The following is a 26,032-nucleotide window of genomic DNA, read 5'->3' as shown; positions in this document are numbered from 1 at the left end:
TGTCCAGGCCAATCCCTAGACCGAGGGCCCCCGGATGGCGAGGTCGGAAACCAGACCTATGTTGCGCCTAAGATATATTATGCGAAACGGACGACCTCCCGGCGTTCTTCTGGCGGCCCGTACGTCGCTGTACGGGCCGCCACTTGACCAGGGCCGTCACCGAGGTGCGGAGCCTAGAACCGGAACCGCAGGTCGAAGCCGGCGCTGTGGCTGTCGGTCCGGTCGCCGGACTCGTTCTCATACCGCAGGCGCATGGACACGCCGTTGTCGGCGACGATGCTGAAATCCGCTCCAAGGCGCAACGTCTCGCGGTCAAGCGGCGTACTGATCACCGCCGGATCGGACAGCGGATTGGCCCCCACCATGCGGAACGGCGATTCAATCCGGTCCTCGGACTGGAACACGCCGCCGACGGTGAAGCTGAGCACGCCCTGCGCGCCCGGAGTGTCGGCGAAGATAAAGCCGAACTCCAGCTCCGGATTCACCGTCGTCAGGTATTGGGTGTCGGCAAGCCGTTCGACCCCGTTCCCGCCCAGGCCTTGCTCAGAGAAGCCATCCCCACGAAGGGCGGTGACGGAGGCCTGGATGGCCGGACGGACGAAGAAGTCACCCTGACGGAGCTGCCGGGCAAGGTGGGCCGAAAGCTGGGCGTACCGGCTTTCCGGCGCCGACGCACCGGTGGCGGCGCCGAAGATGTTCATGTTGCGGCTGGTGTCGACCCACTGCCACCCGCCCGAGACCGCCACTCCAGCCTCGAGGCCGTCGTCCTGGATGCGGCGCAGGCCGAGCCCGAGGTTGAGGGATTTGCCGTCGGAGATCGCGCGGTAATTGTCGACCTGCATATGGTCGATCTCGTCGTACCCGACGGCCGCGGCCACCGACCATAGCCCCTTCGCCGGTTGCTCGAAGCCGGCGCGCAGACGCACGCCATCGCTGATGGCGCTGAAATGCTGGAAGTCCGCCCCGCTCTCGCGGCGGGTCAACGCGAAGCTGGTCCACACGCATTGCTCGCCGGACTGGACGACGGGGTTGGTGCAGCCGAACAGTTCGTTCGAGAAGCTGTTGGCGGTGGCGAACTGCAGCTGAAGCGGCTCCAGATGGGGGCTGGGGTCCAGCTCGGTGAAGATGGCCGCGTAGATGTCCTCATCGCCCGTGCGGAGATTGCCGAGAAGCGCCGCCAGCCGTCCGATGCCCGATGACCCGCCGGCGATCAGCGCCGAGTCAATGCTGCCGCCCAGCGCCTGGCCGTTCTCGTTCAGGAAGTCCTGGCCGAAGTCGCTGACGAAGCCGAGGTGGACGCCGGCCGTATCGGCGCGGATGCTGTAGTCCAGCGCCAGGGTGTCCGAGATCAAGAGCCCGTTGTCGACCCCTGTCCCGCCCGTGGCGAAGAGCGTCACCTCGTCGTTGTTCTCGAGCCAGGTCAGGGTGATGTCGCCGGTTCCGTCGACCTTGGCGTCGCCGGTGACATCGACCCGGTCCGAGGCGTATGGGCCGAAGGCGACGTCGAATTCGAGGTGGCCGTTGGCGGTCTGGACGAAGTCACCATCAAGGGCGACCGTGTTGATGACCCGTGCCCCGTAGAGCAGATTGCCCGCCGGATCACCGGACCCGTCGAGGTCGCCGAAGACGTCGCCCGCCGCCAGATCCAGCGGGAAGGCCGGGGCGCCGAGACCCACCTGGAATTCGCCGTCGTTGACGAACTCGCCCTGGGCGGCCGGCTGGTCGCGCAGGTCGATGGTATCGAAGGCGATGAACGTGCCGTCGACGCCGTTGTGGAAGACGTTGTCGCCGCCGCCCAGATCGATGTCGCCAATGACCAGACCGTCGTTCTCGACCCGCTCGTCGCCGGCGCCTGTCTGGATCGCCAGACCCGAGACCGCCGAAATAGAGCCGGTGGTCTGGATCAGGTTTTGATCGCCGCCGTCGAACACCACGCCCGCACCGGTTCCGGCGCCGCCGCGGACGAGGCCGTCGGACACCAGGGTGATGTCTCCGCCGCCGCTGGCGCCGAGGCTCTGGGCGAGGATGGCCACGCCGCCGTCGCCGGCCGCGAAGACCTGGCCGCTGAGCCCGAGGTCGATGGCGCCCCCCTGCCCCGCGCCGCCGCCCGTTCCGGCGAAGACGCCGTCGACCCAGCCGCCGCCGCCGCCGATGCTCTGGGCGACAACACCGAAGGCCCCGTCGCCGAGCACATGGATGTCGCCCGTCTGGTCGAAGGCGATGGCTCCGCCGTCGCCGACATTGTCCGCGTTGAGCGCCACGGTCGGCGCCGTGAAGTCGCCGAACACGGCGCCGCCGCCGCCGCCGATCGATTGCAGGAAGACGCCATGGGCCCGCGCGCCCGAGGTGAAGACCTCGCCGGTGTTGTCCAGCGAAACCGCCCCGCCGGCGCCCGAGGCCCCGTTGAACCCGCCCAGGGTGATGTCGGGATCCGCGGCGCCGGACAGGCGGGCTTCACCGCCGCCGGCGCCGATCGACTGGACGATCAGGCCGATCGCGCTGTCGCCCGCAGTGGCGATCCCGCCGCTGAACAGGGCGTTGACGGCGCCGCCATCGAGGCCGGCGCCGCCGTTGGCTCCGAAGCTGACCAGCACGGGCACGGCCACGGGAAGCGCCTGGGGCGCCGCCACGAAGGCAGTCGTGGACGCCGCCGCCTCCGGGGTCCCGTCCTGCAGGATGATGCTGAGCGAGCCGCCGCCGCCGCCGATGCTCTGCAGGATGGCGCCGGGGGCGAAGCCGCCGGTGGTGGTGATCGAGCCGATGTGGCTGAGCGTGACCTCGCCGCCGGCTTCGTCCTGCCCGTTCTCGCCACCGAGGCTGGCGTTGACCGGACCGGGCACGGCGTCCTGCGGGACGGTGATGTCGATGACGCCGCGACCGCCGCCGCCGCCGATCGACTGGAACAGGGCCCCGGGGGTGTTGCGTCCGGTGGTGACGATGTCGCCGGAGTGCAGGCTGTCGATGTCGCCGCCGTTGTTGTCGATGCCGTCGACGCCGCCCAGCACGGCCTCGATGCCGAGCGGCGCGGCCGGGGCCGAGCCCGGATTGGCCAGAACGGTCTTGATGATCAGCGAACCGCCGCCGCCGCCGACCGCCTGGTTGAAATTGCCAACCCCATTCGCGCCGAGGACGCCGAGGGTGCCGGTGGTGTTCACCGTCACCGAGCCGGCGTTCATGCCGGAGGCCCCCTCCCCGCCCGCGCGGGCGGCGACGAGCGGATCCGCGGTGACCGTGTCGCCATGGATGTCGATGAAGGGAATCCCCGGCAGGCCGGTGATGCCGCTGAGATCCAGCGTCAGCGTGCCGCCGCCGCCGTTGAGACTCTCGGCTTTGATGGCCATCGAGCCGTCGCCCAGCACGGTGATGTCGCCGGAGTGGTTGACCACCACCTCGCCGCCGGCGCCGCCGGTTCCGCCGCCGAGCACGCCGATCAGGGCCGACAGGGTCGTGGACAGGGCCAGGGTGGTGGTCTCGCCGCCGACGCTGAAGCCCATCTGGGCGTTGCCGCCGCCGCCGCCGATGCTTTGGGCCACGATGCCGTGGGCCGCCGCGCCGCGCGTGATGATGCGGCCCGAGTTGTTGACCGTCACCCGGTCGCTGTCGCCGCCGTCGCCGCCGGTTCCGCCGATGGTGATCAGCGGCGTGCTCGAGGCCGCGCCGATCAGACCGGCGGCCGTGATGGCCAGTCCGCCATTGCCGCCGCCGCCGCCGATCGACTGGGCGAGGATGCCGTGAGCGCCGGCGCCGGCGGTGTCGATCAGGCCGTCGTTGTTGACCGTGACCAGGCCGCCCGTGTCGCCCGAGCCGCCCGAGCCGCCGACCGTCAGGCCGGCGACGAAGCTGTCGGACCCGCTGCGCAGGCCGGTGATCGAGATGATCGACGAGCCATTGCCTCCGCCGCCGCCGAGGCTCTGGGCGAAGATGCCGTAAGCGTCCGCGCCCTTGGTCACGATCTGGCCGGTGTCGGCCGGGCCAGTGGTGTGGTTGGTGACCGTCACCTCGCCGCCCACGCCGCCCGTGCCGCCCGAGCCGCCGATGTTCATGACGACCCGGTGGCTTTGCTGGGAGGCGCCGGTGCCGCCGGCCACGACATCGAGCACCACGCCCGCGTCGCCGCCGCCGCCGCCGATGCTGTTGGCGCTGATGCCCGTGGCCGCCCGGCCCTGGGTGTAGATCAGGCCCTCGTTCAGCACATTGACCGCGCCGCCGGCGCCGCCGGTCCCGCCCGAGCCGCCGATATTGACGTCGAACGAGTCATTGCTGCGCGTGCCTTGGGCGCGGAAATTGATCGCCGCGCCGCCGACGCCGCCGCCGCCGCCGATGCTCTGGGCCCGTATGCCGTGCGACAGCTCGCCCTGGGTGGCGATGACGCCCGTGTTGGCGACGTCGACGAGATTGCCCACCGCGCCCGTGCCGCCGGAGCCGCCGACATTGACCGATGCGGTCCGGGTCGTCGTGCCGGAGGGCACGCCGCCGACCTGGATGGCGATCGTCCGGGCGCTGCCGGCGAGGCCGCCGCCGCCGCCGATGGACTGGGCGAGGATGCCGTCGGCCCGGGCGCCGAGGGTAGCGATCTGCGAGGCGTTGTCGACCTCGACCTGCCCCGAGGTGGCGCCGACGCCGCCCGTGCCGCCCACCGAGACGGTGGCCGCCCCGGCGGCGCGGAAGATGACATTGCCGGCGCTGCCGCCGGTGCCGCCGCCGCCGCCGATGGACTGGGCGTGGATGCCGCGGGCGTCATTGCCACGGGTGGTGATGTCGCCGTCGGCGATGACCGAGACCTCGCCGCTGGTGGCGCCGACGCCGCCGTCGAGGCCGACCGCGATGGAGCCTCCATAGGAGGCCGCATCGGCCGTATTGGGACTCCGGGTGCCGGACGCGCCGACGATGATGGCGCTGCTGGCACCGCCGCCGCCGCCGACCGACTGGGCGAAGACGGCGGTGGAGTCGTCGCCGCTGGTGTCGATGATCCCGTCGACGTCGACATCGACGTTTCCGCCGGTTCCGCCGGTTCCGCCTTGCCGCCCGAGGGTGATGCTGAGCGAATTGGTGGCGAGGATGCCGACGGCCATGTCGAGCGACGTATTGCCGCCGCCGCCGCCGATGCTTTGCGCCCGCACCCCGTTCGACGCGCGACCGGAAGTGACGATGGTGCCGACGTGGTCGACCGACACATCGCCGCCCGAGCCGCCCGCACCGACGTCGCCGCCGACCGCGAGGTTCAGGGCCGTGGCGTTACGCAGCACGCCGAAGCCGATGTTGAAATTGGCGTCGCCGCCGCCGCCGCCGACCGATTGCGCCACCAGTCCGGCGCTGTTGGAGCCCGCGGTGACGAGGTCACCATAGTGGCGGACCGAAACCTCGTCGCCGCTGCCGGCGCCGGCGCCGCTGCCGCCGACCGTGATCAGCGCCGCCAGGGCGTTGTTGTGAGGGGTCTTGGCGGTCAGGGCGAAGGTGAAATTCATGCCGGCCCGGCCGCCGCCGCCGCCGACGCTCTGAGCCATCAGGGCGTCGGAGTTGTCGCCGAAGGTGCGGATCAGACCCGATGCCGGGGTCTCGACCCCGCCCACCATCTCATAGCCGCGCAACACCTCGACCGCGCCGCCGTGGCCGCCCGAACCGCCCGACCCGCCGACGCCGATCGAAGCCGGCTGGCCGAGGGGCGCGACCACGCCGGTGATGTTGATGCCGCCGACGCCGCCGCCGCCGCCGACGCTCTGGGCCAGCAGTCCCACGGAGCCGCCGGCGTATTCGACCGATTCCCAGGTGTCCTCGCCCGGGAGGGCGCCCACCTTGGGCTGGGCGTTGATGAAGATGTCGCCGACGCTGTCCACCGCGACGTCGCCGGCGTCGGCGCCATCGCCGCCCGAGCCGCCTACGCCGACGCCGATAGCGATACCATGGGCCCGGCTGCTGCTGCGTCCGAGGTGCACGTCGGCCGAAACGTTCAGGCCGCCCGAGCCGCCGCCGCCCGCCACGCTCTGGGCCAGCAGGCCGACCGATTCGAAGCCCTGGACCATGATCTGGCCGTTGTGGCGCGCGGTCACGTCGCCGCTGATGTTGCCCGAGCCGCCGAAGCCGCCGAGGCCGAAGGTCAGGGAAGGCTCCTGGCCGGCCGGATCGCCGCTGACGCCGCCTGAGATGTTGATGGCGCCGGACCCGCCGCCGCCGCCGACCGACTGGACCATCATGCCGCGCGACCGGGCTCCGGTGGCGAACAGGTCGGCGTCGTCATCCGCATGGACATCGCGGCCCACGCCCCCGGCGCCGCCGAAGCCGCCAACGCCCGCGGTCAGGACGCCGTCCATGGCCAGGCCGCCGGAGATGTTGATGCCGCCGACGCCGCCCCCGCCGCCAACCGACTGGGCGATCACCGCCGAGCGGTCGTCGCCAATGGCGCTGACCTGCACCCGGTCGACGCCCGGGGCCTGGATGGTGAGATCGACATTGCCCGCGTCGCCGCCGGAGCCGCCGAAGCCGCCGACGCCGATCGAGACCGATCGCGACGCGTGGGAGCCGCCCGGCACGACCAGTGAGACCTGGCCGGTGACGTTCAGCCCGCCCGAGCCGCCGCCGCCGCCGATGCTCTGGGCCACGACCCCGTGCGAGCCGTCGGCCATGGATTCATAGGCCGGTCGTTCGATGGTCTCGAACGACCCGGGCACGATCTGGTCGACGATATCGACGATCGCGGCCGGCAGGATGGTGGTCTGCGAGACCGCCGGAATGAGAACCACGGGCCCCGCGCCGCGAGCATGGACATTGCCGGTCACGACCGCCGTCACGTCGCCGGCGTCGCCGCCGCCGCCGCCGAAGCCGCCGAGGCCGAAGCCCAGCGAGCCGGCGGTTCCGCCCGACGACGCCGTCAGACCGCCGGACACATTGATCCCGCCATTGCCGCCGCCGCCGCCCACGCTCTGGGCCATGACGCCGTCGGAGTTGAGGCCGTCGGTCTCTGTGTCGCCGGTGCGGATCAGGGAGACGTCGCCGGCGTCGCCGCCGACGCCGCCGAAGCCGCCGATGCCGATCGAGCCGGTTCCGGCGGTCCCGGTGCTGAGCGACAGGGCGCCCGTGACGTTCAACCCGCCGTTGCCGCCGCCGCCGCCCAGGCTCTGGGCGATGACCGCGTCGGAATTGACGCCCGTGGTCGCATACTGGCCGATCACCGTGGCGTCGACGGCGCTGGCGTTGCCGCCGCCGCCGGCGAAGCCGCCGATGCCGATGCCGATGCTGGCGGCGGCGCTGTTGTTGACCGCGAAGGACGCGACGCCGGTGACATTCAGGCCGCCGTTGCCGCCGGCGCCGCCGAGGCTCTGGAGCATGGCGCCGTAGGATTCGTCGCCCGAGGTGGTGACATCGCCCGTCAGCACGCCGGTGACAGCGCCGGCATTGCCGCCGCCGCCGCCGAAGCCGCCGAGGCCGAAGCCGAGCGTGCCGGCGCCGCCGGTCGAGGCGCTGAGGCCCCCGGTGACGTTGAAGCCGCCATTGCCGCCGCCGCCGCCCACGCTCTGTAGCAGGGCCCCGTAGGACTCCCGGCCGAAGGTATCGATATCGCCGGTGAGGTAGGCGTCGACCGCACCGGAATCGCCGCCGTCGCCGCCGAAGCCGCCCACGCCGACGCCCAGGTTGCCGGCCGCGCCGCTGGCGATCGACAGGCTGATTCCGCCGGTGATGTTGAAGGCGCCGTTGCCGCCGCCGCCGCCAAGGCTTTGATAGGTCGCGCCAAAGGCGCTGTCGCCGAGCGTCAGGATGTCGCCCGCGACGCCGCCGGTGACGTCACCGGCGTTCCCGCCGAGACCGCCGAAGCCGCCGACCCCGACCATCAGATTGCCGGCCGCCGCCTTGGCCCCGGTGATGCCGCCGGTGATGTTGAAGCCGCCATTGCCGCCGCCACCGCCGACGCTCTGAACCAGCACGGCCGAGGCGTCATCGCCGCCGGTCCGGACGTCGCCCGTGATCTCGCCGGACACGGCCCCGGAATGGCCGCCGTCGCCGCCGCCGCCGCCGACGCCGACGCCCATATTGCCGGCCGCGCCCTTGGCCAGGGACAGGCCCGCAGTGATCGAGAAGCCGCCATTGCCGCCGCCGCCGCCGATCGACTGGGCGACTACCGCGCGGGAGCCGTCGCCCGTGGTCAGGGCCGCGATCAGGGTGTCCGTGGGGTCCAGCACACCGTCGTTGAGCTGCAAGGTGACCGCGCCGGAATCGCCGCCGCCGCCGCCCATGCCGCCGATGCCGACGCCCAGGGTCCCCGCCCCGGCTGCCGAGAAGGCCACATTGCCGGTGATCGCGAAGCTGCCATTGCCGCCGCCGCCGCCGACGCTCTGGGCCAGGACGCCGTCGCTGCTGCCACCCGCGGTCTGGATCAGGCCGGTGAGGTCGACATCGACCGCCCCGCTGGACCCGCCATCGCCGCCGCGGCCGCCGACACCGAGGCTGACGGAGCCGGAGCCGCCCGCGCTGCCGGCAATGCCGCCGGAGACGGTGAAGCCGCCGTTGCCGCCGCCGCCGCCGACCGACTGGTAGGTCACCGCCGTCGACCGGTCGCCCAGGGTGGTGATGTCGGAGGTCACCAGACCGCTGATGTCGCCGCCCTCGCCGCCGCCGCCGCCGAAGCCGCCGACGCCGATCATCAGATTGCCCGCGCCGCCCTTGGAGCCGGCGATGCCGCCGGCGACGCTGAAGCCGCCGTTGCCGCCGCCGCCGCCCAGGCTCTGGGCGAAGATGCCGGTGGAGTCGTCGCCGGTTGTCAGCACGTCGCCGTTGACATCGGCGATGACCACGCCGCCGTCGCCGCCGTCTCCGCCGCCGCCGCCGACCCCGACGCCGACATTGCCCGCAGCGCCCTTGGCGCCGGAGATCCCTCCGGTGACAGCGAAGGCCCCGTTGCCGCCGCCGCCGCCCACGCTCTGGGCCAGGATGGCGCGCGCGCTGTCGCCGGTGGTGTGCGCCGCCAGCAGAGCGTTGCCAGCGTCGGCCACGCCGGTGTTGACGCGCAGCGCAGCGCCGCCGGCGTCGCCGCCGCCGCCGCCGAAGCCGCCGACCCCGATCCCGACCGTGCCGGCCCCGCCCGCCGCGCCGGCGATATTGCCGGTCACGGCGAAGCCCCCGTTGCCGCCGCCGCCGCCGATGGACTGGGCGACCATGCCGTCGCTGTTCAGGCCCGCGGTCCGGGCTGCGCCGATGACGTCGAGCGTGACCGCGCCCGATCGGCCGCCCACGCCGCCCGAGCCGCCGATGCCGACGCTGACCGCACCGGAGGCGCCGCCGCTCGCGCCGATCGAGCCGGCGACAGTGAAGCCGCCGTTGCCGCCGCCGCCGCCGATACTCTGGGCGACGATGGCGTCCGCCTCGTCGCCCAGGGTGGTGGCGTCGCCCGTGACCGTCGCGCCGACCGCGCCGCCGAGACCGCCGCCGCCGCCCGAACCACCAATGCCGACCGAGACGCCGGCCCCAACCGTGCCGCCGCCGCCGATCGAGCCCGTGATGTCAAAGCCGCCGTTGCCGCCGCCGCCGCCGACGCTCTGGGCGAGGAAGCCGCCGGACTGGTCGCCGCTGGTGCTGACGCCGACCGCCGAGGCGGTCACCGTCCCGCCGTCGCCGCCGCCGCCGCCGGCCCCGCCGACCCCGACCGACAGGCCCGCGCCGACCGTGCCCCCGCCGCCGATGCTGCCCGAGATGTTGAAGGCGCCCGAGCCGCCGCCGCCGCCGATGCTCTGCACCATCACGGCCGTGGACTGCTCGCCCGTGGTCTGAGCCACGCCCTCGGCGTGGCCGATGACCGTGCCGCCGCCGCCGCCGCCGCCGCCGGCCCCGCCGACGCCGACCGACAGGGCCGCGCCGACCGTTCCGGAGCCGCCGATGGAGCCGGCGACATTGAAGCCCCCGTCGCCGCCGCCGCCGCCCACGCTCTGCACGATCAGGCCGCCGGACTGGTCGCCCGTGGTCAGGATGGTCGAGCCGGCCGATCCGGTGACGTCACCGCCCGCGCCGCCGCCGCCGCCAGCGCCGCCGATGCCGACCGAAACCGCGCCCCCGACGTTGCCGCCGCCGCCAATGGAGCCGGAAATGTTGAAGCCGCCCGAGCCGCCGCCGCCGCCGACCGACTGGATCGTCACGCCGGCCGATCGATCGCCCCCGGTCTGCACCGCGCCGCCCACACGGCCCGTGACCGTGCCGCCTGCGCCGCCATCCCCGGCGGCGCCGCCGACGCCCACGGCCGCGGCGAGGCCGACGGTGCCCGAGATCGAGACCGCGCCGGCGACGTTGAAGCCGCCATTGCCGCCGCCGCCGCCGACCGACTGGATCAGGGCCGCGCGGGAATCGTCGCCACCGGTCAGAATCGTCCCGTCGAACAGGGCGTCGACCGTTCCGCCGACCCCGCCGGAGCCGCCGGAACCGCCGACGCCCACGGCCGCCGCAGCCGAGGCCACGCCCGCGCCCGACCCGGCGAACGCGACCGAGAATCCGCCATTGCCGCCGCCGCCGCCCACGCTCTGGGTCAGGAATCCAGTCGAGAAGTCGCCCCGGGTCTCGATGGCGCCGCCTGAGCTAACCTCGACCAGCCCCCCCTGGCCGCCCGTGCCGCCGCTGCCGCCGAGCCCGACCGAGAAGGCCGCCGCCGCGGTTTCGCCGATGGCGAAGGAGAAGGCCGTCGCGAAGCCGCCGTTGCCGCCGCCGCCGCCCACGCTCTGGGCGAACACCCCCTGCGAAAAGTCGCCTTCGGTGAGGATGACCGCGTCGCCGTCCAGATCGACCTCGCCGCCGAGGCCGCCGAGGCCGCCGGAGCCGCCGATGGCGACGCTCGCGCCGATGCCGTAACCGGCCGAGACCTGCGCCGCGAAGCCGCCGTTGCCGCCGCCGCCGCCGACCGACTGGGCGAAAATGCCGCGCGCGCGGTCGCCCCGGGTGACGATCAGCGGATCGACGAGGGTCGGCGTCCCGCCGACATTGACCAGGCTTTGCGAGAGATTGACGTTGACGACGCCGCCGTCGCCGCCGTCGCCGCCCGCGCCGCCCACGGCCGCGCCGGCGAAGGCGCTGACCGAGACGCTGGCGCCGCCGTTGCCGCCGCCGCCCCCCACGGCCTGGGCGAAGATGCCGTGGGAATCGTCGCCGCTGGTGAACAGGCCGCCGCTGTGCTCGACCGTGATGATCCCGGAATCGCCGCCGCCGCCGCCGCTGCCGCCGATGGTGAGAAAGACTCCGCCCGTGGTGCCGCCGTCTCCGCCGCCGCCGCCGATCGACTGGGCCTGGATCGCGCTGGACAGATTCCCGGCGGTGGTGATGGAGCCGGTGTTGATCACGTCCACGTCGCCGCCATGGCTGGCCGCGCCGCCAGCGCCGCCGATCGAGACGAGACCGCCGCTGTGGCCGCCCGAACCGCCGCCGCCGCCCACCGACTGGGCGAAAATGCCGCGCGAATTCAGCCCGCCGGTTTCGATCTCGCCGCCGTGAGTGACCGAGACCTCGCCGCCGGCTCCGCCGCCGCCGCCCGTGCCGCCCAGGGACACGACGCCCCCGGAGCTGGACCCCGAGCCGCCGCCGCCGCCGACCGACTGGGCGAACAGGCCGTCGCTGCCGTCGCCGCTGGTGACCACGGAGCTCGAGTCGGTCGCCGTCACGGTGACGGCGCCCCCCGCGCCGCCCGCCGCGCCGCCGCCGCCGAGAGAGACGACGCCGCCGACCCCGCGCGCCGCGCCGCCGCCGCCGCCGACGGACTGGGCGAACACGCCCCGGGAATCCAGGCCGTCGGTGGTGACCTCGCCGCCGGTGGTGATCTGCACCCCGCCGCCGGCGCCGCCCGCATCACCCGACGCGCCCAGGGTGACCAGACCGCCCGAAGAGCCGGAGTCGCCGCCGCCGCCGCCGACCGACTGGGCGAACAGGCCGTAGGAATAGTCGCCGCTGGTGCCGACGAAGCCGCCGGTCTCCAGCTGGATGGTCGCCGAGCCGCCCGTACCGCCCGCGCCGCCGCCGGACCCGAGCGTGACCAGGCCGGCGGCGAAGCCGCCGTTGCCGCCGCCGCCGCCCACCGACTGGGCGAACAGCCCGTGGGAGCCCTCGCCGGTCGTCACGGTGCTGGAGCCGTCGCGGGCGATGATCGAGGCCGACCCGCCGTTGCCGCCGGCGTCGCCGGAGTCGCCGAAGGTGACGATGCCGCCAGAATTGCCGGCGTTGCCGCCCGAGCCGCCGATGGACTGGGCGAGGATGCCGTGGGCGGTGTCGCCCGCGGTCTCGATGACGCCGCTGTGGTCGACGGTGACGTTCCCCCCATTGCCGCCGGAGCTGCCGCCGCCGCCGGAGCCGATGATGCCATAGCTGTCCCCGCCGCCGCCGGCCGCGCCGCCCAGGCTCTGCGCCAGAATGCCCATGGCGCCGTCGCCGGACGTGGAGATCTGGCCCGAATGGGTGACATGGACCGTCCCGCCCTGGCCGGACGTGCCGCCGCCGCCGCCGCCGCTGGCGATGTAGCCCGTGCCCCCGTCCCCGCCGCGACCGCTCCGGCTCTGGGCGAAGATGCCGTGGGACTCGGCGCCGGTCGTGGTGACCGTCACCGACGCGTCGAGAGTGACTGAGCCGCCCTGGCCGGCCTGGCCGCCGCGGGCGCCAGGGATGTCGATCCCGTAGCCGTCGCCGCCCTGCCCGCCATTGCCGCCGACGCTGGACACGACGATGCCCGGCAAGCCCGCCGAAACGGTCTCGATGTCCCCCCAGCCGCTATCCACAACCTCGTTGACCGCCGGTCCGGTGGCGCCGTTGCCGCCGTTGCTGGGCGAAACCCCTATGGTCGCGCAGCCCAGCACGGGCACGCAGATCCTGACCCCGCCGCCGTCGGAGCCGTCGCCGCCGTCGTCGCCGCGGCGGGCCCGATCAAAATTATTGTTGTCGCCCGCAGCGGTGGGGAAGGTGAAGTCGCTGGCGCCCGAACCATTCGCTCCGTCCGGATCGGGGGTCACGCCCGCGATCTGTCCGGACTGGTCGGTCACCACGCCGAGCACGGTCGCGGCACCGCCGCTGTCCTCGACGGTCACGGTGACGGGATCGCCCGCCCCGTTCACGCCAACGACCGTCACTTCATAGGTTTCCCCCGTCTCGGGGTCGGTGAAGACGTCGCCCACGGTCGTGGCGAGCAGGATGAAATTGCCAAGATTGGTGCGAACGACAGCCGGGCTGATGACCTCGACAACCTGCTCGTTCAACCCGGTGGCGGGATTGAGCACCGGGTCGCCGACATTGAGGACGGGAATCGCGACCAGGACGGCCGGCGCCGCCGACAGGCTCGGAGCCGCCGCCGCCGCGAGCGGCGCGGACACCGCCGCGCTGGTGACCAGGATCAGGGCGATCCGTCGCAGCGCCCGGAGCAGTCGGCGGTTGCGGACTTCGTCGGACTTGCGCGCGCGCCGACGGCCATCAACCTGGGCCAGACGGTTGGAGAGCCTGCGCAGGGCGGAAGCCAGGGCGCGCGCCTCAGCGTCCTTCCGGACCGCCAGCAACGCAACCATCTCGTCGATCTGGGCGCGGGCCGCCTCCGCCTGGGTCCTGGGAAGCCGTTCCGGGTCCAGAGCCGATGTCAGATGGTCCACGAGGACCGCGACCCGGGCGAACCTCGAGCCTTTGTTGCTGCGCGCGTACATGATCTGCCCCCGGATTCGAACCACAGTCGGCGCAGTCGAAAACAGGAGGCAAGACGTTTCGCGTTCGAGTTGAACCTCTCCGCGAAACCAGCCCCGAAAATCCCCCGCGCGCACCCCTTAAGTAAAGGTTAACGCGAGACGCGGTTGTGCGCCACTGAAAGATTCGATCCCGTGGTTGTTCGGCGACCCCGCTTTGCGCGATGGGGTCAGTGTCGCTGAAGCCGGGCCGCCAGACTGGACGTGTCCCAGCGGGCTCCACCCATGGTCTGGACCTCGGCGTAGAAGCCGTCGACCAAGGTGGTCAGATCAAGGCGCGCGCCGTTTGACCGGGCCTCGTCCAGTACCAGGCCCAGGTCCTTGCGCATCCAGTCCACGGCGAAACCAAAATCGAACTGACCGGCGGCGGCGGTCTTCCAGCGGTTGTCCATCTGCCACGACTGAGCAGCGCCCTTTGATATCGCCTCATAGACCGCGTCGGTGTCGAGCCCCGCCGACTGGGCGAAATGAACGGCCTCGGCGAGGCCCTGGACCACGCCGGCGATGGCGATCTGGTTGACCATCTTGGTCAACTGGCCCGCACCCGGGGGGCCCATGAGTTTCACCGCCTTCGCGTAGTGCATCAGGACCGGCTCGACCCTGGCCAGGGCGTCGGCGTCGCCGCCCGCCATGACGCTGAGCTGGCCGGTCTCGGCCCCCGCCTGGCCGCCGGAGACCGGAGCGTCGATGAAGAAGGCCCCTTGCCCCGTCGCCCGATCCGCCATCTCGCGGGCGACGCGGGCCGAGGTTGTGGTGTGATCAACGATCACGGCCCCGCCGGCGAGGGACGGCAAAGCTGCGGCGACGACCTCGCGTACGTCATCGTCATTGCCGACACACAGGATGAACAGCTCCGCGTCGGCGGCCGCCTGCTCCACCGTCGCGGCGAACCGTCCGCCGGTTGCATCGGCCCAGGCGCGGGCCTTGTCGGGCGAACGGTTGAAGCCGGAGACGTCGTGACCGGCCTCGACCAGATGACGCGCCATCGGGCCGCCCATGACGCCGAGGCCCGCGAAGCCGATCTTCATGTCTTGTCCTCAGTCGCCAGTGCGGGCGCGGGTTCGGTCGCGGCGCCGTAGCGGCCGCGGTAGTAGGTCAGGGCGTCGCCGGGTCGGGTCTCGAAGCGCTCGACCGCGCCGACGATGGTCAGATGGTCGCCCATGACGATGCGTTCGCTGGCGAGGCAGTCCAGCCGCGTCAGGGCGTTCTTGAGGCGCGGCGGCTCGGGGCTGGAGCTGTCGAACTCCTCCGAGGACAGCCGGCAGACGCCCCAGGCGAAGCGGTCCGACATCTCGCGGTCCTCGACCGGCAGCACATGGACGGCGAATCGGTCGGCCCTGGCGAAGGCGTCGTGCCGCCATGAGGCGCGGTCGAGGCACCACAAGATCAGCGGCGGCTCAAGGGAAACAGAGGTGAAGGAATTGACGGTGATGCCGAACGGGCCCTCTTCCGTATGGGCCGTGATGACGCAGACCCCGGTCGCGAAGCCGCCTAGAGCCCGCCGATAGGCGGGAATGTCAAAGGCGTCGGGCGCATGGGAACGGGTCACCCGGCACGACTAGGCGAGGGTCGGACGCCCGGCAAGTTCGGAATCCGCATGACGCCCATCCGGGCGGGCGCCGGCCGGCGGGTTATCGCAAACGGGTTCTTAACGCCGACTGACGACTCTGGGGGCGAACGTAGACGTCTGGCGAGTCCCCCCATGTCCATGAGCGATCGTCCGGTCCTCATCAAGAAGGTCAAGAAGGTCGTTGGCGGCGGCCACCACGGCGGCGCGTGGAAGGTGGCCTATGCCGACTTCGTCACCGCCATGATGGCCTTCTTCCTGCTGATGTGGCTGATCAACACGACTGATCCGGAACAGAAGCGGGGCATCGCCGAATATTTCGCCCCGGCCAGCGTCTCGGCGACGACCTCGGGCTCAGGCGGCATTCTGGGCGGAACCTCGCTGGGGGACGACGGGTCCAAGGGTTCAGGCTCCCAGTCCATCATCAGCGAGCTGGCCCCGGAGGCTCCGCCTGATGCACCGGAAGACGCCGGCCAGAGCCAGAACCTCGCCGCCGCCAGCGAAAAAGCCCTGCGTGACGAGATCGCACGGCGCGAGGCGGCCGAGTTCTCGTCGGCGGCGGAATCGTTGCGTCAGGCGATGCAGTCCATGCCGGAGCTGGCGGAACTGTCGAAGCAACTGATCATCGACCAGACCCCGGAGGGCCTGCGCATCCAGCTGGTCGACCAGGAGGGGCGGTCGATGTTCGAGCAGAATTCGGCTCGTCCGAACGCCCGCGCCCAGTTGCTGCTGCGGGCCGTGTCGCGGGTGATCACGCAGCTGCCGAATCGGATCTCGGTGACCGGCCACACATCGGCGGCGGCGGGGTCGAACCGGGCCAGCGGGCCGAACGACTGGAGCCTGTCCTCGGAGCGGGCGAACGCCTCGCGACTGGTGCTGCAGGCGGCCGGCGTCGATCCGGACCGCGTCTACCAGGTGTCGGGCAAGGCGGGGTCGGACCCGCTGTATCCGGACGACCCGTCGCTGGCCGGCAACCGGCGGATCGCCATCGTGCTGCTGCGCGAGGCGCCGGTGCTGCCGACGGACACCAGCCTGTGACCGCGGGCCCGTCGCACATGCGTCGGGCGAAGGGGCTTGCGGCGCGACCCGACGCGGGGCCAGATCAGCGAATGTCGAAGCGGACGCCCAACTGTCGTCGGAATTGGGGAGGGAGCTGTCCCCTGTGACCCAGTTCGTCCCCACGCGTCAGCTTCGCTTCTACATGACCTCGGTCGCGCCCTGCCCCTATCTGCCGGGACAGACGGAGCGGAAGGTGTTCGCCAACCTGCCGTTCAGCGAGGGGGCGCACGTCAACGATGAGCTGACCCAGGCGGGGTTCCGGCGCAGCCAGAACATCGCCTACCGCCCGGCCTGCGAGGGCTGTGACGCCTGCGTCTCGGTGCGGCTGCCGGTGCCCGAGTTCCTGTTCTCGCGGTCCGAGCGCAAGGTGCTGAAGCGCAACGCCGACCTGACGCGCGACCTGGTCGAGGCCGAGGCGACGATGGAGCAGTTCGCGCTGCTGCGGTGCTATCTGCAGGGCCGACACCCGGGCGGCGGCATGAGCGCCATGGGTTGGCTCGACTATGTCGCCATGGTCGAGGATACGGCGGTGCGGACCCATCTGATCGAATACCGCCTGCCCTCGCCCGACGGCGGGCCGGGGGATCTGGTGGGGGTCTGCCTGACCGACCTGCTCTCGGACGGGCTGTCGATGGTCTACAGCTTCTTCGATCCGGCGCTGGAGGGGCGCAGCCTGGGGCGGTTCGCCATTCTGGATCATATCCGGCAGGCGGCGATGGTGCGGCTGCCGTTTGTCTATCTGGGCTACTGGGTCCGGGGGTCGAAGAAGATGGATTACAAGGCCGGGTTCCGGCCGCTGGAGCAGCTGACCCGGATGGGCTGGGAGCGGCTGCCCTAGCCAGTCATGGGCACTGAGGCAGCGTAGGGCGAGGCTGTCTCGATGGCCGTCCACGGCCCCGGATCGACCCCTCCCCCGAACTTGACCAGGGCGTCGACGCGTTTCTGGATCGAGGGGTGGGTGGCGAACAGGCCTTCGAGGCCGACGCCGTTCGGCTGGTTGTCGAGGAACAGCTGCTGCAGCTCGTCCGGGCCCTTGAGCGACGACCGGCCCTCGACCTTGCGCAGGGCCGAGATCATGGCGTCGGGGTTCTTGGTCAGCTCGACCGCGCCGGCGTCGGCGACATATTCGCGGGTCCGCGACAGCATCATGCGGATGACGATGGCGAGGGCGAAGCCGACGGCGGCGAAGCCGACGCCGATCAGGATCAGAGGCAGGGCGTTCTTGTTGTCGCGCCGACCGCCTCGCCCGGAATAGAGCAGGCCGCGAAAGACCAGTTCGGCGATGACGCTGATGATACCGGCGAAGATCGAGGCGATCACCATGGTCCGCACGTCCTTGTTGATGACGTGGGTCAGCTCGTGGGCCAGCACCGCCTCGAGCTCGTCGCGGGTCAGGGTGTTCACGAGGCCGCGGGTGACGGTGACGCTGTACTGGCCCTCGTGCAGGCCGGTGGCGTAGGCGTTGAGGCTGTCGTTGTCGATCACGCGCAGGGTCGGGGTGCGCAGGCCGCGCGAGATGGCGAGGTTTTCCAGCAGATTGTAGAGGTCGGGCTCAGACTTCCTCTCAACCTTCCGGGCCCCGGTCATCATGTCGATCATGGCCTGGCTGCCGAAGTAGGAGATGGCGAACCAGATGGCGGCGACGCCGAGCGCCAGGGGCACGGTGCCGCCCAGCCAGGAGGCGGCGAGCGCCATGTCGTCGCCCAGCCCCCTGCCCGTCCCCGGCAGGAAGCCGATGCCCATGAGGATCACCTGGACGCCGTAGATGATGCCGACCATCAGCACGGGGAAGCCGGCGAGCAGCAGGATCGACCGCGTATTGTTCGCCCAGATGTGGGTCTGGAGCCCGACGGCGGCCATTAAATCAGCTCCTTACGCCGAGAAGCTGACCTGGGGCGGCGCCGCGGTCATGGCGGCGCGATCGCCCTCGCCGACGTCGAAGAAGGGCTTGTCCGAGCCAAAGCCGACCATCCCGGCGAACAGGACGGTCGGGAACTGACGGCGGACGGCGTTGAACTCGCTGACGGCGTTGTTGAAGAAGCGGCGGGCGGCGGCCAGCTTGTTCTCGATATCCGACAGCTCGCGCTGCAGTTCGAGGTAGTTGGTGTTGGCCTTGAGGTCGGGATAGGCCTCGGCGACGGCGAACAGGCGACCCAGCGAGGCGGTCAGCATGTTCTCGGCCTGGACCTTGTCGTTGACCGAGGTCGCGCCGGCGGCGGCCGCCCGGGCCTGGGTGACGGCGTCGAGCGTGCCCCGCTCGTGCGAGGCATAGCCCTTCACCGTCTCGACCAGATTGGGGATCAGGTCCTGGCGTTGCTTCAGCTGGACGTCGATGTCGGCGAACGACTGGTCGGCGCGCTGGTCGAGGGCGACGAGCTTGTTGTAGGCGCCGACGACGACGAACAGGACGACGGCGACGATGACGGCGATGACGATCAGGGTGGTCAGCATGGCGGTCTCCAACCTCGGTCGATGATCGACCGTTCAGCGATTATCGGGCGCCGGGGGGGCGGCTCGATAGTGAAATCGGCGCAATCCCTGCGGCGCAGGCGGTCAAGGTCCGCGCCGCCCCCTCCACCGCCCTGCGGGCGGTCCCCCTCCCCATCGGAGATGGGGAGGTGAGCGGACCCCTCACCTCTCCACGAAGTGGGGAGGTGGCTCGACGGCGAAGCCGGAGAGACGGAGGGGGCGGCGCCGAGGTCATCTGAACTTCCTCAACCCCCTCGGCCCCTGCCGCCCCGCCCCGGCGCGTTTGCCCAGCCAGTCCTTCCAGTCGGGCCAGTTGCGGCGGCGGGCGCCGCCGTCGACCCATTCGGGGCCGTGGGCGCTGTCGAAGACCGTGACATCGGCGAGGCCGCCCTGTTTGTAGCTCTGCAGCTTGACGCCCTTGCCGCGGCCCATCTCGGGCAGTTCGGCGAGCGGGAAGATCAGGGCCTTGATGTTGTCGCCGATGGCGGCGACGTGGTCGCCGGTGACGCGCAGGGCGGCCAGCATCTCGCCATTCAGCACCTGTTTGCCGCCGCGCTTCTGGGCCAGCAGCTCGTCCTCGGGCGCGATGAAGCCATAGCCGGCCTTCGAGGCGACCAGCAGCTTGCCGCCCGGCTGGTGCATCAGCAGATTGACGATGTCGGCCTTCTCGTCGAGGTCGATCATCAGCCGCAGCGGTTCGCCATGGCCGCGGCCCGAGGCCAACTTGTCGGCGCCGACGGTGAAGATGCGACCATCGGAGGCGGCGACCAGCAGCTTGTCCGTGGTGTAGCCGGGCACGAGGAAGGCGAGGCTGTCGCCCTCCTTGAATTTGAGCTCGGACGGGTCCTCGACCTTGCCCTTCGCGGCGCGAATCCAGCCGCGTTCGGACAGGATGACGGTGATCGCCTCGCGCGGGATGAAGGCCTCGATCGAGGCGATGGCCGAGGAGTCGACGGCTTCGGCGATGGTGGTGCGGCGCGGCGAGACCATCGCCTTGCGCACGGCCTCAAGGTCCTTGCCGACCTGTTTCCACTGTTTGGCCGGGGAGGACGAGAGCGACTGCAGCGCAGCAAGTTCGTCGGCCAGCGCCTTGTATTCGTTCTCGATCGTCATTTCCTCGATCCGCGCCAGCTGGCGCAGGCGGGTGTCGAGGATGAAGTCGGCCTGGAGTTCGCTGAGACCGAAGCGGGCGATCAGGACGGCCTTGGGCTGTTCCTCCTCCCGGACGATGCGGATGACCTCGTCGAGGTTGAGGAAGACGATCCTCAGGCCTTCCAGCAGGTGCAGGCGCTTCTCGACCCGCTCGATGCGCCACTGGGCACGGCGCACCAGCACCTCGCGGCGGTGATCGAGGAAGGCCTGCAGACAGGCCTTCAGCCCCATGACGCGCGGCGTGCCGGTGGCGTCCAGAACGTTCATGTTGACCGGGAAGCGGACCTCGAGATCGGAGAGCTTGAACAGACTCTCCATCAGCACTTCGGGCTCGACCGTGCGCGATTTGGGTTCGATGACCAGCCGGATGTCCTCGGCCGACTCGTCGCGCACATCGCCCAGCAGGGGCGCCTTCTTGAGTTCGATCAGGTCGGCGAGGTCGGCGATCAGCTTCGACTTCTGCACCTGATAGGGCATCTCGGTGACGACGATGCGCCAGACGCCGCGGCCGAGGTCCTCGGTCTCCCAGCGAGCGCGCAGCCGCACCCCGCCCCGGCCGGTCTCATAGGCGTCGAGGATGGAGGCGTGGCCCTCGACGGCGACGCCGCCGGTGGGGAAGTCGGGCCCCGGGACGATGGTCGCCAGTTCTTCGGTGGTGGCGTCAGGGCGTTCCAGCAGCAGGTGGCAGGCGTCGATCAGCTCGCCGACATTGTGCGGCGGAATCGAGGTGGCCATGCCGACGGCGATGCCGGAGGAGCCGTTGGCGAGAAGGTTGGGGAAGCCGGCCGGCAGGACGATCGGCTCCTCGTCCTGATCGTCATAGGTGGCCTTGAAGTCCACCGAGTCCTGGTCGATGCCCTCCATCAGCAGGACGGCGGCGGCGGTCAGCTTGCACTCGGTGTAGCGCATGGCGGCGGCGTTATCGCCGTCGATATTGCCGAAATTGCCCTGGCCGTCGACCAGCGGATAGCGCTGCGAGAAGTCCTGGGCGAGGCGGACCAAGGCGTCATAGATCGAGGCGTCGCCGTGCGGGTGATAGCCGCCCATGACCTCGCCGACGACCTTGGCGCATTTGCGCGCCGCCGCCTGCGGGTTCAGCCGCATCTGGTGCATGGCGTACATGATGCGCCGGTGCACCGGCTTGAAGCCGTCGCGCACGTCCGGCAGGGCGCGGTTGGTGATGGTCGACAGCGCATAGGCGAGGTAGCGGCGCGAGAGCGCCTCGCTCATCGGTTCGTCGACGATGCGACCACCTTCCGGCGGCGGGGTGTGAACGGTCATGGGCCTTCGAATCGGCGGTCTGGAGTGGGAAGTCTAGCGACCATGTGTCCGTGTCCGTGGAAATTCATGGGACACTTTCGGACACTTCCGGATGACGATCCCCAGCCGGGGCGTCGCGGATGGCGTCGAGGCAGGCGCCGGTCTCCTCGCGGGCCAGCGCAGCGACGCGGCGATAGTCGGCCTCGCCCATCGCCCGGACATCGACATCGACCTTACGACGCAGTCGGGCCGTGGCTTCCGCCAGGCGGATCCAGGCGAGGGCCTCGGTCGGGCCGCTGACGGCTGCGCATTCGGCGGCGCGCCGGAAGGCGAGCCGGCAAAGGCCGACGCTGTCAGGCCGCAGCAGCAGCAGTTCGTCGTCCCGATCGGCGATGTGGCCGACGGCCAGCGACTCGCTGAGGGCTGACGGGTCGTACACCGACCGGTCGTTGGCCATCGCCCAGGCCTCGGCGGCCTCGACGCGCGGCGATCGCCAGCCTTCCGCGGCGGCGTGGCGTGAGACGGTGCGGATGTTCAAGCCGTGTCGCTCGGCGACGATGCGCATGGAGCAGCCGGCTTCATAATCGGCGCGGGCGGCGGCCCAGTCCTGGAGCGGGCGGCGGCTGTGGGGGGGTGGGTGGTGCTGTTTCATCCCAGCATTATCCCCCCGTTTCTTCCTAGGCTAATGATTCAGTTATTCTAGCGGGTCATGTCGTTGATCGGGCGCGCCATTTTGCTGACAACCCGTACATGTTTTCGCGGATTGTAAGCACAGCGTCACGGGTCAGTGTCACGCCTAGAGCCGCCCCGCCTCGGCCAGCTTGTCGATCATCCACACCCGCGCCGGGGGGATGGGTTTGTTCTGCGGGTGGAAGACGAACTGTTCGAGGAAATGGCCGGTCAGGGCGAGGCCGGCGCCGACGTCCCCCTCGCCCAGTCCGGCCTGGGCGCCGAGCATGAAGGGCGGCAGGGTCAGCAGCTTGTCGGCATAGGGAGCGCCGGCCTCGCGGCTGACGGCGCGGCCGGTGCGCGGGCTGACCCAGATCAGGTCCTCCATGGACCCGGTGACGGCGCAGCGCGACAGATCGAGGCCGAAGCCGAGATCCTCCAGCAGGCCCGCCTCGAAGCGAACGAAGATGGCTGGCCAGACGTCGGGCAGGATGAAGGCGCCCATCAGCGCCTCGAAGGCGAGGAAGGCGCCGGGGTGGGGCTCGCGCTCGGGCAGGGAGCCCTGGGCCACCGAGGCGGCGGCGGCGAGGCCGGTCAGGGCCAGCGGGTCGTCGAACAGGGCGCTGGGCCCCTCCCCGACCGGCTCCAGCCGGGCCGAGCCGAGATGGTCCGAGGTGCGGGCGCGATAGTCGGCGACGACGCGGGCGCCGGCCTGGAGGAAGGGTTTCATCTTGCGCGAGGCGCCGCCGGCGACATAGGCGGCGCGGCGGCCGTGTTCGGCGGTCAGCAGCTCGACGACCACGCCGGTGTCGCCATGGGCGCGGGCGGAGAGGACGAAGGCGTCGTCGATGAAATCCATGCGCGAGACCTAGAACGCGGGGCAGGACGGCGCCAGCGTCCTTGCGGGTGCGGCCAAGCGCCCCGTGCGGGATTCGTCACAAATCCCTGATGACCGGCGCCGGCGGCGTCGCCATAAGTTCCGCGTCCTTTCGGAGTGTTCCATGCGCCTGCAACGTCGCGATCTTCTCACCGGCTCGGCCGCCGCCGTCGCCTTCGCCGGCCTCGCCAGCAGCGTCCAGGCCCAGACGGCCGCGACGGAAGAGACCTATGTCAACGAGGTCGAGGGCTATGGCCCGCTGGTGCGCGACCCCAACCGGCTGCTCGACCTGCCCGAGGGCTTCACCTACCAGGTCATCTCGCAGAGCGGCGACACCATGGACGACGGCCTGTTCGTCCCCGGCCAACCGGACGGCATGGGCTGTTTCGATCTCGGCGGCGGCAAGGTCGCCCTGGTCCGCAACCACGAGCTCAAGGGCTCCAGCGGCCTGCACCGCAACATGGGCCCGGGCGGCTTCCATCAGGAGCGGATCGGCCAGCTGGATGCGTCGAAGGGGTTCGACACCTACAAGGACGGCCGCGCCCTGCCGGGCGGCACCACGACCGTGGTCTATGATCTGGAGAGCCGGCGCACCGTCAGCCAGCATCTGTCGCTGGCCGGGACCTCGACCAACTGCTCGGGCGGCCATACGCCGTGGAACAGCTGGCTGACCTGCGAGGAGACGCTGGAAACCGCCGCCGACGCCGATGTGACGAAGGCGCACGGCTGGGTGTTCGACGTGCCCGCCGCGGCGACCGGTCTGGTCGATCCGGTTCCGCTGAAGGCCATGGGGCGGTTCAAGCACGAGGCGGTCTGCATCGATCCGCTCACCGGCATCGCCTACCAGACCGAGGACGAGGGCGACGGCCTGTTCTACCGCTTCATTCCCGACACCCCGGGCGACCTGTCGAAGGGCCGGCTGCAGGCCATGGCGTGGCGCGACGCGCCGGGGGCCGACACCCGCAACCACGACGCCCGCGCCTGGTCGACCGGCGACTGGCGCGAGGTGACGTGGATCGACATGGACGACGTCGAGGATCCGGCCGGCGACCTGCGCATCCGCGGTCACGCCGCCGGCGCCGCGCTGGTGGCGCGCGGCGAGGGCATCTACTGGGGCGACGGCGAGCTGTATATGACGGCGACCTCGGGCGGGCCGCTGCGCGCCGGTCAGGTGTTCCGCTATGTCCCGTCGCCGGCCGAGGGCGGTCGCGGCGAGGCCCGCCGCCCGGGCCGGCTGCAGCTGTTCGCCGAGAGCGCCGACAAGCGGGTGATGAACATGGTCGACAACCTGGCCGTCGCGCCCTGGGGCCACCTGATCCTGTGCGAGGACAACTATTCCAGCGACACCCGCAACCACATCAAGGGCGTCACCCCGGAGGGCAAGAGCTATACGATCGCCCGCAACGTCTTCACCGGCAATTCCGAGTTCGCCGGGGCCTGTTTCTCGCCGGACGGTCAGGTGATGTTCGTCAACATCATGTATCCGGGCGTGACCTTCGCGATCAGAGGCCCGTGGACCTCGGTCCGGACGTAAACAGGCGCGGCTGCGAGCGGCGGACCAGCCACAGGTTGATGGTCGCGACCGCCAGCACCAGCGCGGCGCCGGCCTGGTGCAGGGCGCCGAGCCATAGCGGCACGGCATGGATCAGGGTGACGACGCCGAGCGCCGCCTGCAGCCACAGCACGGCGGCCACGGTGAAGGCGGCGAGGCCGAGGCCCTCGGCCAGCCGCCAGCGCCACGCCTGGACGGCGTAGAGGGTTCCGCCGATCAGCAGGACGTAGGCCATGATCCGGTGGTTGAACTGGACCAGGCCCTGATCGTGCAGGAAGGCCAGGGCGCCCATGCCCCACTCGACCGGCGGCAGGACCGCGCCGTTCATCAGCGGCCAGTCGGTATAGACGTAGCCTGCCTTGGCCCCGGCGACGAGGCCGCCCAGCAGGCACTGCAGGAAGACGGCGCCGAGCAGGATCGCCGCGCCGCGACTCCAGCCGACCGGATGGCGCGAGCGCTCGGCGCCGTTCCACGCCTCCAGCCCGGTCCAGATCAGGCCCATGAAGATCAGCAGGGCGAGGCCGAGGTGGACGGCGAGCCGCTCGGGGGCGACGTCGATGCGCTCGCTCAGGCCGCTGGAGACCATCCACCAGCCGATCAGCCCCTGCAGCCCGCCGAGGGCCAGCAGGACGGCGCAGCGGACGATCAGCCGCCGCGGCAGCCGGCGCATCAGCAGGAAGACGAAGAAGGGCACGGCGAAGACGAGGCCGATCAGCCGGCCCAGCAGGCGGTGGGCCCACTCCCACCAGAAGATGCCCTGGAATTCGGCCAGGCTCATGCCGGCGTTGACCTCGCGGTACTGGGGGATGGCGCGATATTTCTCGAACGCCTCGGCCCAGTCGGCGGCGTTCATCGGCGGCAGGGCGCCCATGATCGGCTTCCATTCGGTGATCGACAGGCCCGAGCCGGTCAGGCGGGTGACGCCGCCGACGACGACCATGGCGAAGACGAGGACGGCCGTGGCGAACAGCCAGAGGGCGACGGCCCGACTCTGATCGTCCCCGATGAAACGCTTCATTCGACGCCCGCCATCCCGACCGTTACACTGGGTGGCGCCGCTGGTCCGACGCCCGCCGGAGCGGTATGCCCGCCCCCGGTGGCGAGATCGAGTCGCTTTTCGGCGCCGGAGCGTCGCAGGTCTGGAGAACCCGGTTGCCCTATGCCGACATCGCCATCGCCGTTCTCGGCGCCTTCGCCCTGGCCTGGACGGCGGACCAGCTAACCGGCCGGCGCGGCCTGTTCGCCACCTCGCTGGTGTCCGGCGTCGCGGGTCTGGCCGGCTGGTTCCTGGCCGTGCGGGTGTTCGCCGTCTCGACCATGGACCAGTGGACCTGGGTCGGTTGGTCGCTGGCCGCCTCGGTCATCGCCCTGGCGGCCTTCTTCCTGTTCCGGAGCAAGCGCTGATGGGCCCGCGGACGCGCCGTTTCGTCGCCATGCTGGGCGTGATCGCCTTCCTCGTCTTCTGGATCTGGGGCGCCATTGCGCTGCGGGGTGTTTTGCCGCCGGGGCCGATGATCGACCTGCTGGTCTACGCCGTCGCCGGAATCGGCTGGGGCGTGCCGCTCTATCCGCTGTTCCGCTGGGCCGAAGGCGGCCGCAAGGGCTGACCCGGGGGTCGTGAAATCAACGGGATGGGGACCGGGTCAAGGGAAGATGGTCGGAGCGACAGGATTCGAACCTGCGACCCCTTGACCCCCAGTCAAGTGCGCTACCAGGCTGCGCCACGCTCCGAGAGGGGCTCCCTATAGACGGGG

At 71.2% G+C, this 26,032-nt stretch carries 14 protein-coding genes and 1 tRNA gene; 5 read left to right on the top strand and 10 right to left on the bottom strand.

The window, feature by feature from the left end; translation table 11 throughout:
* Positions 1 to 173 precede the first annotated feature (173 nt).
* From ACK4JY_RS05920 to ACK4JY_RS05910, 3 genes are all read right to left on the bottom strand, one after another.
* Complete coding sequence (locus tag ACK4JY_RS05920; RefSeq protein WP_409603760.1) at positions 174 to 13,586, bottom strand: hypothetical protein; 13,413 nt, start codon at positions 13,584 to 13,586, stop codon at positions 174 to 176.
* Between the two features lie 257 nt (positions 13,587 to 13,843).
* Complete coding sequence (locus ACK4JY_RS05915; RefSeq protein WP_409603758.1) at positions 13,844 to 14,701, bottom strand: NAD(P)-dependent oxidoreductase; 858 nt, start codon at positions 14,699 to 14,701, stop codon at positions 13,844 to 13,846.
* Positions 14,698 to 15,222, bottom strand: a complete 525-nt coding sequence (locus tag ACK4JY_RS05910) for a flavin reductase family protein (RefSeq protein ID WP_409603756.1) — start codon at positions 15,220 to 15,222, stop codon at positions 14,698 to 14,700. The genes ACK4JY_RS05915 and ACK4JY_RS05910 overlap by 4 nt, the downstream gene beginning before the upstream one ends.
* A gap of 153 nt (positions 15,223 to 15,375) precedes the next feature.
* Between ACK4JY_RS05910 and ACK4JY_RS05905 the strand changes: the two genes are divergently transcribed.
* Complete coding sequence (locus tag ACK4JY_RS05905) at positions 15,376 to 16,278, top strand: flagellar motor protein MotB (protein WP_409603754.1); 903 nt, start codon at positions 15,376 to 15,378, stop codon at positions 16,276 to 16,278.
* 124 nt (positions 16,279 to 16,402) lie between these two features.
* On the top strand, positions 16,403 to 17,137 hold the full coding sequence (locus ACK4JY_RS05900) for an arginyltransferase (RefSeq protein WP_409603753.1): 735 nt from the start codon (positions 16,403 to 16,405) through the stop codon (positions 17,135 to 17,137).
* Here ACK4JY_RS05900 and ACK4JY_RS05895 read toward each other — a convergent pair.
* The 5 genes from ACK4JY_RS05895 to recO form a co-directional block, all read right to left on the bottom strand.
* Positions 17,134 to 18,159, bottom strand: a complete 1,026-nt coding sequence (locus tag ACK4JY_RS05895) for a M48 family metallopeptidase (protein ID WP_409603751.1) — start codon at positions 18,157 to 18,159, stop codon at positions 17,134 to 17,136. The two genes, ACK4JY_RS05900 and ACK4JY_RS05895, sit on opposite strands and share 4 nt — an antisense overlap.
* A gap of 12 nt (positions 18,160 to 18,171) precedes the next feature.
* Positions 18,172 to 18,750 (bottom strand): LemA family protein, encoded by a 579-nt coding sequence (locus ACK4JY_RS05890; RefSeq protein ID WP_409603749.1) that lies wholly within the window; start codon positions 18,748 to 18,750, stop codon positions 18,172 to 18,174.
* Between the two features lie 249 nt (positions 18,751 to 18,999).
* The gene (parC, locus tag ACK4JY_RS05885) at positions 19,000 to 21,201 is read right to left on the bottom strand and encodes a DNA topoisomerase IV subunit A (RefSeq protein WP_409603748.1); all 2,202 of its coding nucleotides are present in this window, start codon (positions 21,199 to 21,201) and stop codon (positions 19,000 to 19,002) included.
* Between the two features lie 64 nt (positions 21,202 to 21,265).
* The gene (locus ACK4JY_RS05880) at positions 21,266 to 21,832 is read right to left on the bottom strand and encodes a hypothetical protein (protein ID WP_409603746.1); all 567 of its coding nucleotides are present in this window, start codon (positions 21,830 to 21,832) and stop codon (positions 21,266 to 21,268) included.
* A 144-nt stretch (positions 21,833 to 21,976) separates the two neighbouring features.
* On the bottom strand, positions 21,977 to 22,708 hold the full coding sequence (recO, locus tag ACK4JY_RS05875; RefSeq protein WP_409603744.1) for a DNA repair protein RecO: 732 nt from the start codon (positions 22,706 to 22,708) through the stop codon (positions 21,977 to 21,979).
* A gap of 142 nt (positions 22,709 to 22,850) precedes the next feature.
* On the opposite strand from recO, the gene ACK4JY_RS05870 reads away from it, so the two are divergent.
* A complete protein-coding gene (locus ACK4JY_RS05870; RefSeq protein WP_409603742.1) occupies positions 22,851 to 24,260 on the top strand; it encodes an alkaline phosphatase PhoX in 1,410 nt (469 codons plus the stop codon).
* Here the strand turns inward: ACK4JY_RS05870 and ACK4JY_RS05865 are convergent.
* Positions 24,229 to 25,296, bottom strand: coding sequence for a COX15/CtaA family protein (locus ACK4JY_RS05865; RefSeq protein WP_409603740.1), 1,068 nt, complete (start codon positions 25,294 to 25,296; stop codon positions 24,229 to 24,231). The genes ACK4JY_RS05870 and ACK4JY_RS05865 overlap by 32 nt on opposite strands.
* Before the next feature lie 65 nt (positions 25,297 to 25,361).
* Between ACK4JY_RS05865 and ACK4JY_RS05860 the strand changes: the two genes are divergently transcribed.
* Together ACK4JY_RS05860 and ACK4JY_RS05855 are read left to right on the top strand one after the other, a co-directional pair.
* Positions 25,362 to 25,682 (top strand): transglycosylase, encoded by a 321-nt coding sequence (locus ACK4JY_RS05860; RefSeq protein WP_409603738.1) that lies wholly within the window; start codon positions 25,362 to 25,364, stop codon positions 25,680 to 25,682.
* Positions 25,682 to 25,885, top strand: coding sequence for a DUF2842 domain-containing protein (locus tag ACK4JY_RS05855; RefSeq protein WP_409603736.1), 204 nt, complete (start codon positions 25,682 to 25,684; stop codon positions 25,883 to 25,885). Before ACK4JY_RS05860 ends, ACK4JY_RS05855 begins: the two co-directional genes overlap by 1 nt.
* A gap of 47 nt (positions 25,886 to 25,932) precedes the next feature.
* Here ACK4JY_RS05855 and ACK4JY_RS05850 read toward each other — a convergent pair.
* A tRNA-Pro gene (locus ACK4JY_RS05850) sits at positions 25,933 to 26,009 on the bottom strand.
* Positions 26,010 to 26,032: the final 23 nt, after the last annotated feature.

The organism is Brevundimonas sp. (genome assembly GCF_046295595.1).
GTDB lineage: Bacteria > Pseudomonadota > Alphaproteobacteria > Caulobacterales > Caulobacteraceae > Brevundimonas.
The sequence above is the reverse complement of the archived record's forward strand: the minus strand, read 5'-3'. Positions and strand labels throughout refer to the sequence as shown.

Excerpts from the sequence above, each read along its gene's own strand:
- ACK4JY_RS05915 (WP_409603758.1), bottom strand. The coding sequence starts at position 14,701 with ATGAAGATCGGCTTCGCGGGCCTCGGCGTCATGGGCGGCCCGATGGCG.
- ACK4JY_RS05905 (WP_409603754.1), top strand. The coding sequence starts at position 15,376 with ATGTCCATGAGCGATCGTCCGGTCCTCATCAAGAAGGTCAAGAAGGTC.
- ACK4JY_RS05895 (WP_409603751.1), bottom strand. The coding sequence starts at position 18,159 with ATGGCCGCCGTCGGGCTCCAGACCCACATCTGGGCGAACAATACGCGG.
- ACK4JY_RS05890 (WP_409603749.1), bottom strand. The coding sequence starts at position 18,750 with ATGCTGACCACCCTGATCGTCATCGCCGTCATCGTCGCCGTCGTCCTG.
- parC (WP_409603748.1), bottom strand. The coding sequence starts at position 21,201 with ATGACCGTTCACACCCCGCCGCCGGAAGGTGGTCGCATCGTCGACGAA.
- ACK4JY_RS05880 (WP_409603746.1), bottom strand. The coding sequence starts at position 21,832 with ATGAAACAGCACCACCCACCCCCCCACAGCCGCCGCCCGCTCCAGGAC.
- recO (WP_409603744.1), bottom strand. The coding sequence starts at position 22,708 with ATGGATTTCATCGACGACGCCTTCGTCCTCTCCGCCCGCGCCCATGGC.
- ACK4JY_RS05870 (WP_409603742.1), top strand. The coding sequence starts at position 22,851 with ATGCGCCTGCAACGTCGCGATCTTCTCACCGGCTCGGCCGCCGCCGTC.
- ACK4JY_RS05865 (WP_409603740.1), bottom strand. The coding sequence starts at position 25,296 with ATGAAGCGTTTCATCGGGGACGATCAGAGTCGGGCCGTCGCCCTCTGG.
- ACK4JY_RS05860 (WP_409603738.1), top strand. The coding sequence starts at position 25,362 with ATGCCCGCCCCCGGTGGCGAGATCGAGTCGCTTTTCGGCGCCGGAGCG.
- ACK4JY_RS05855 (WP_409603736.1), top strand. The coding sequence starts at position 25,682 with ATGGGCCCGCGGACGCGCCGTTTCGTCGCCATGCTGGGCGTGATCGCC.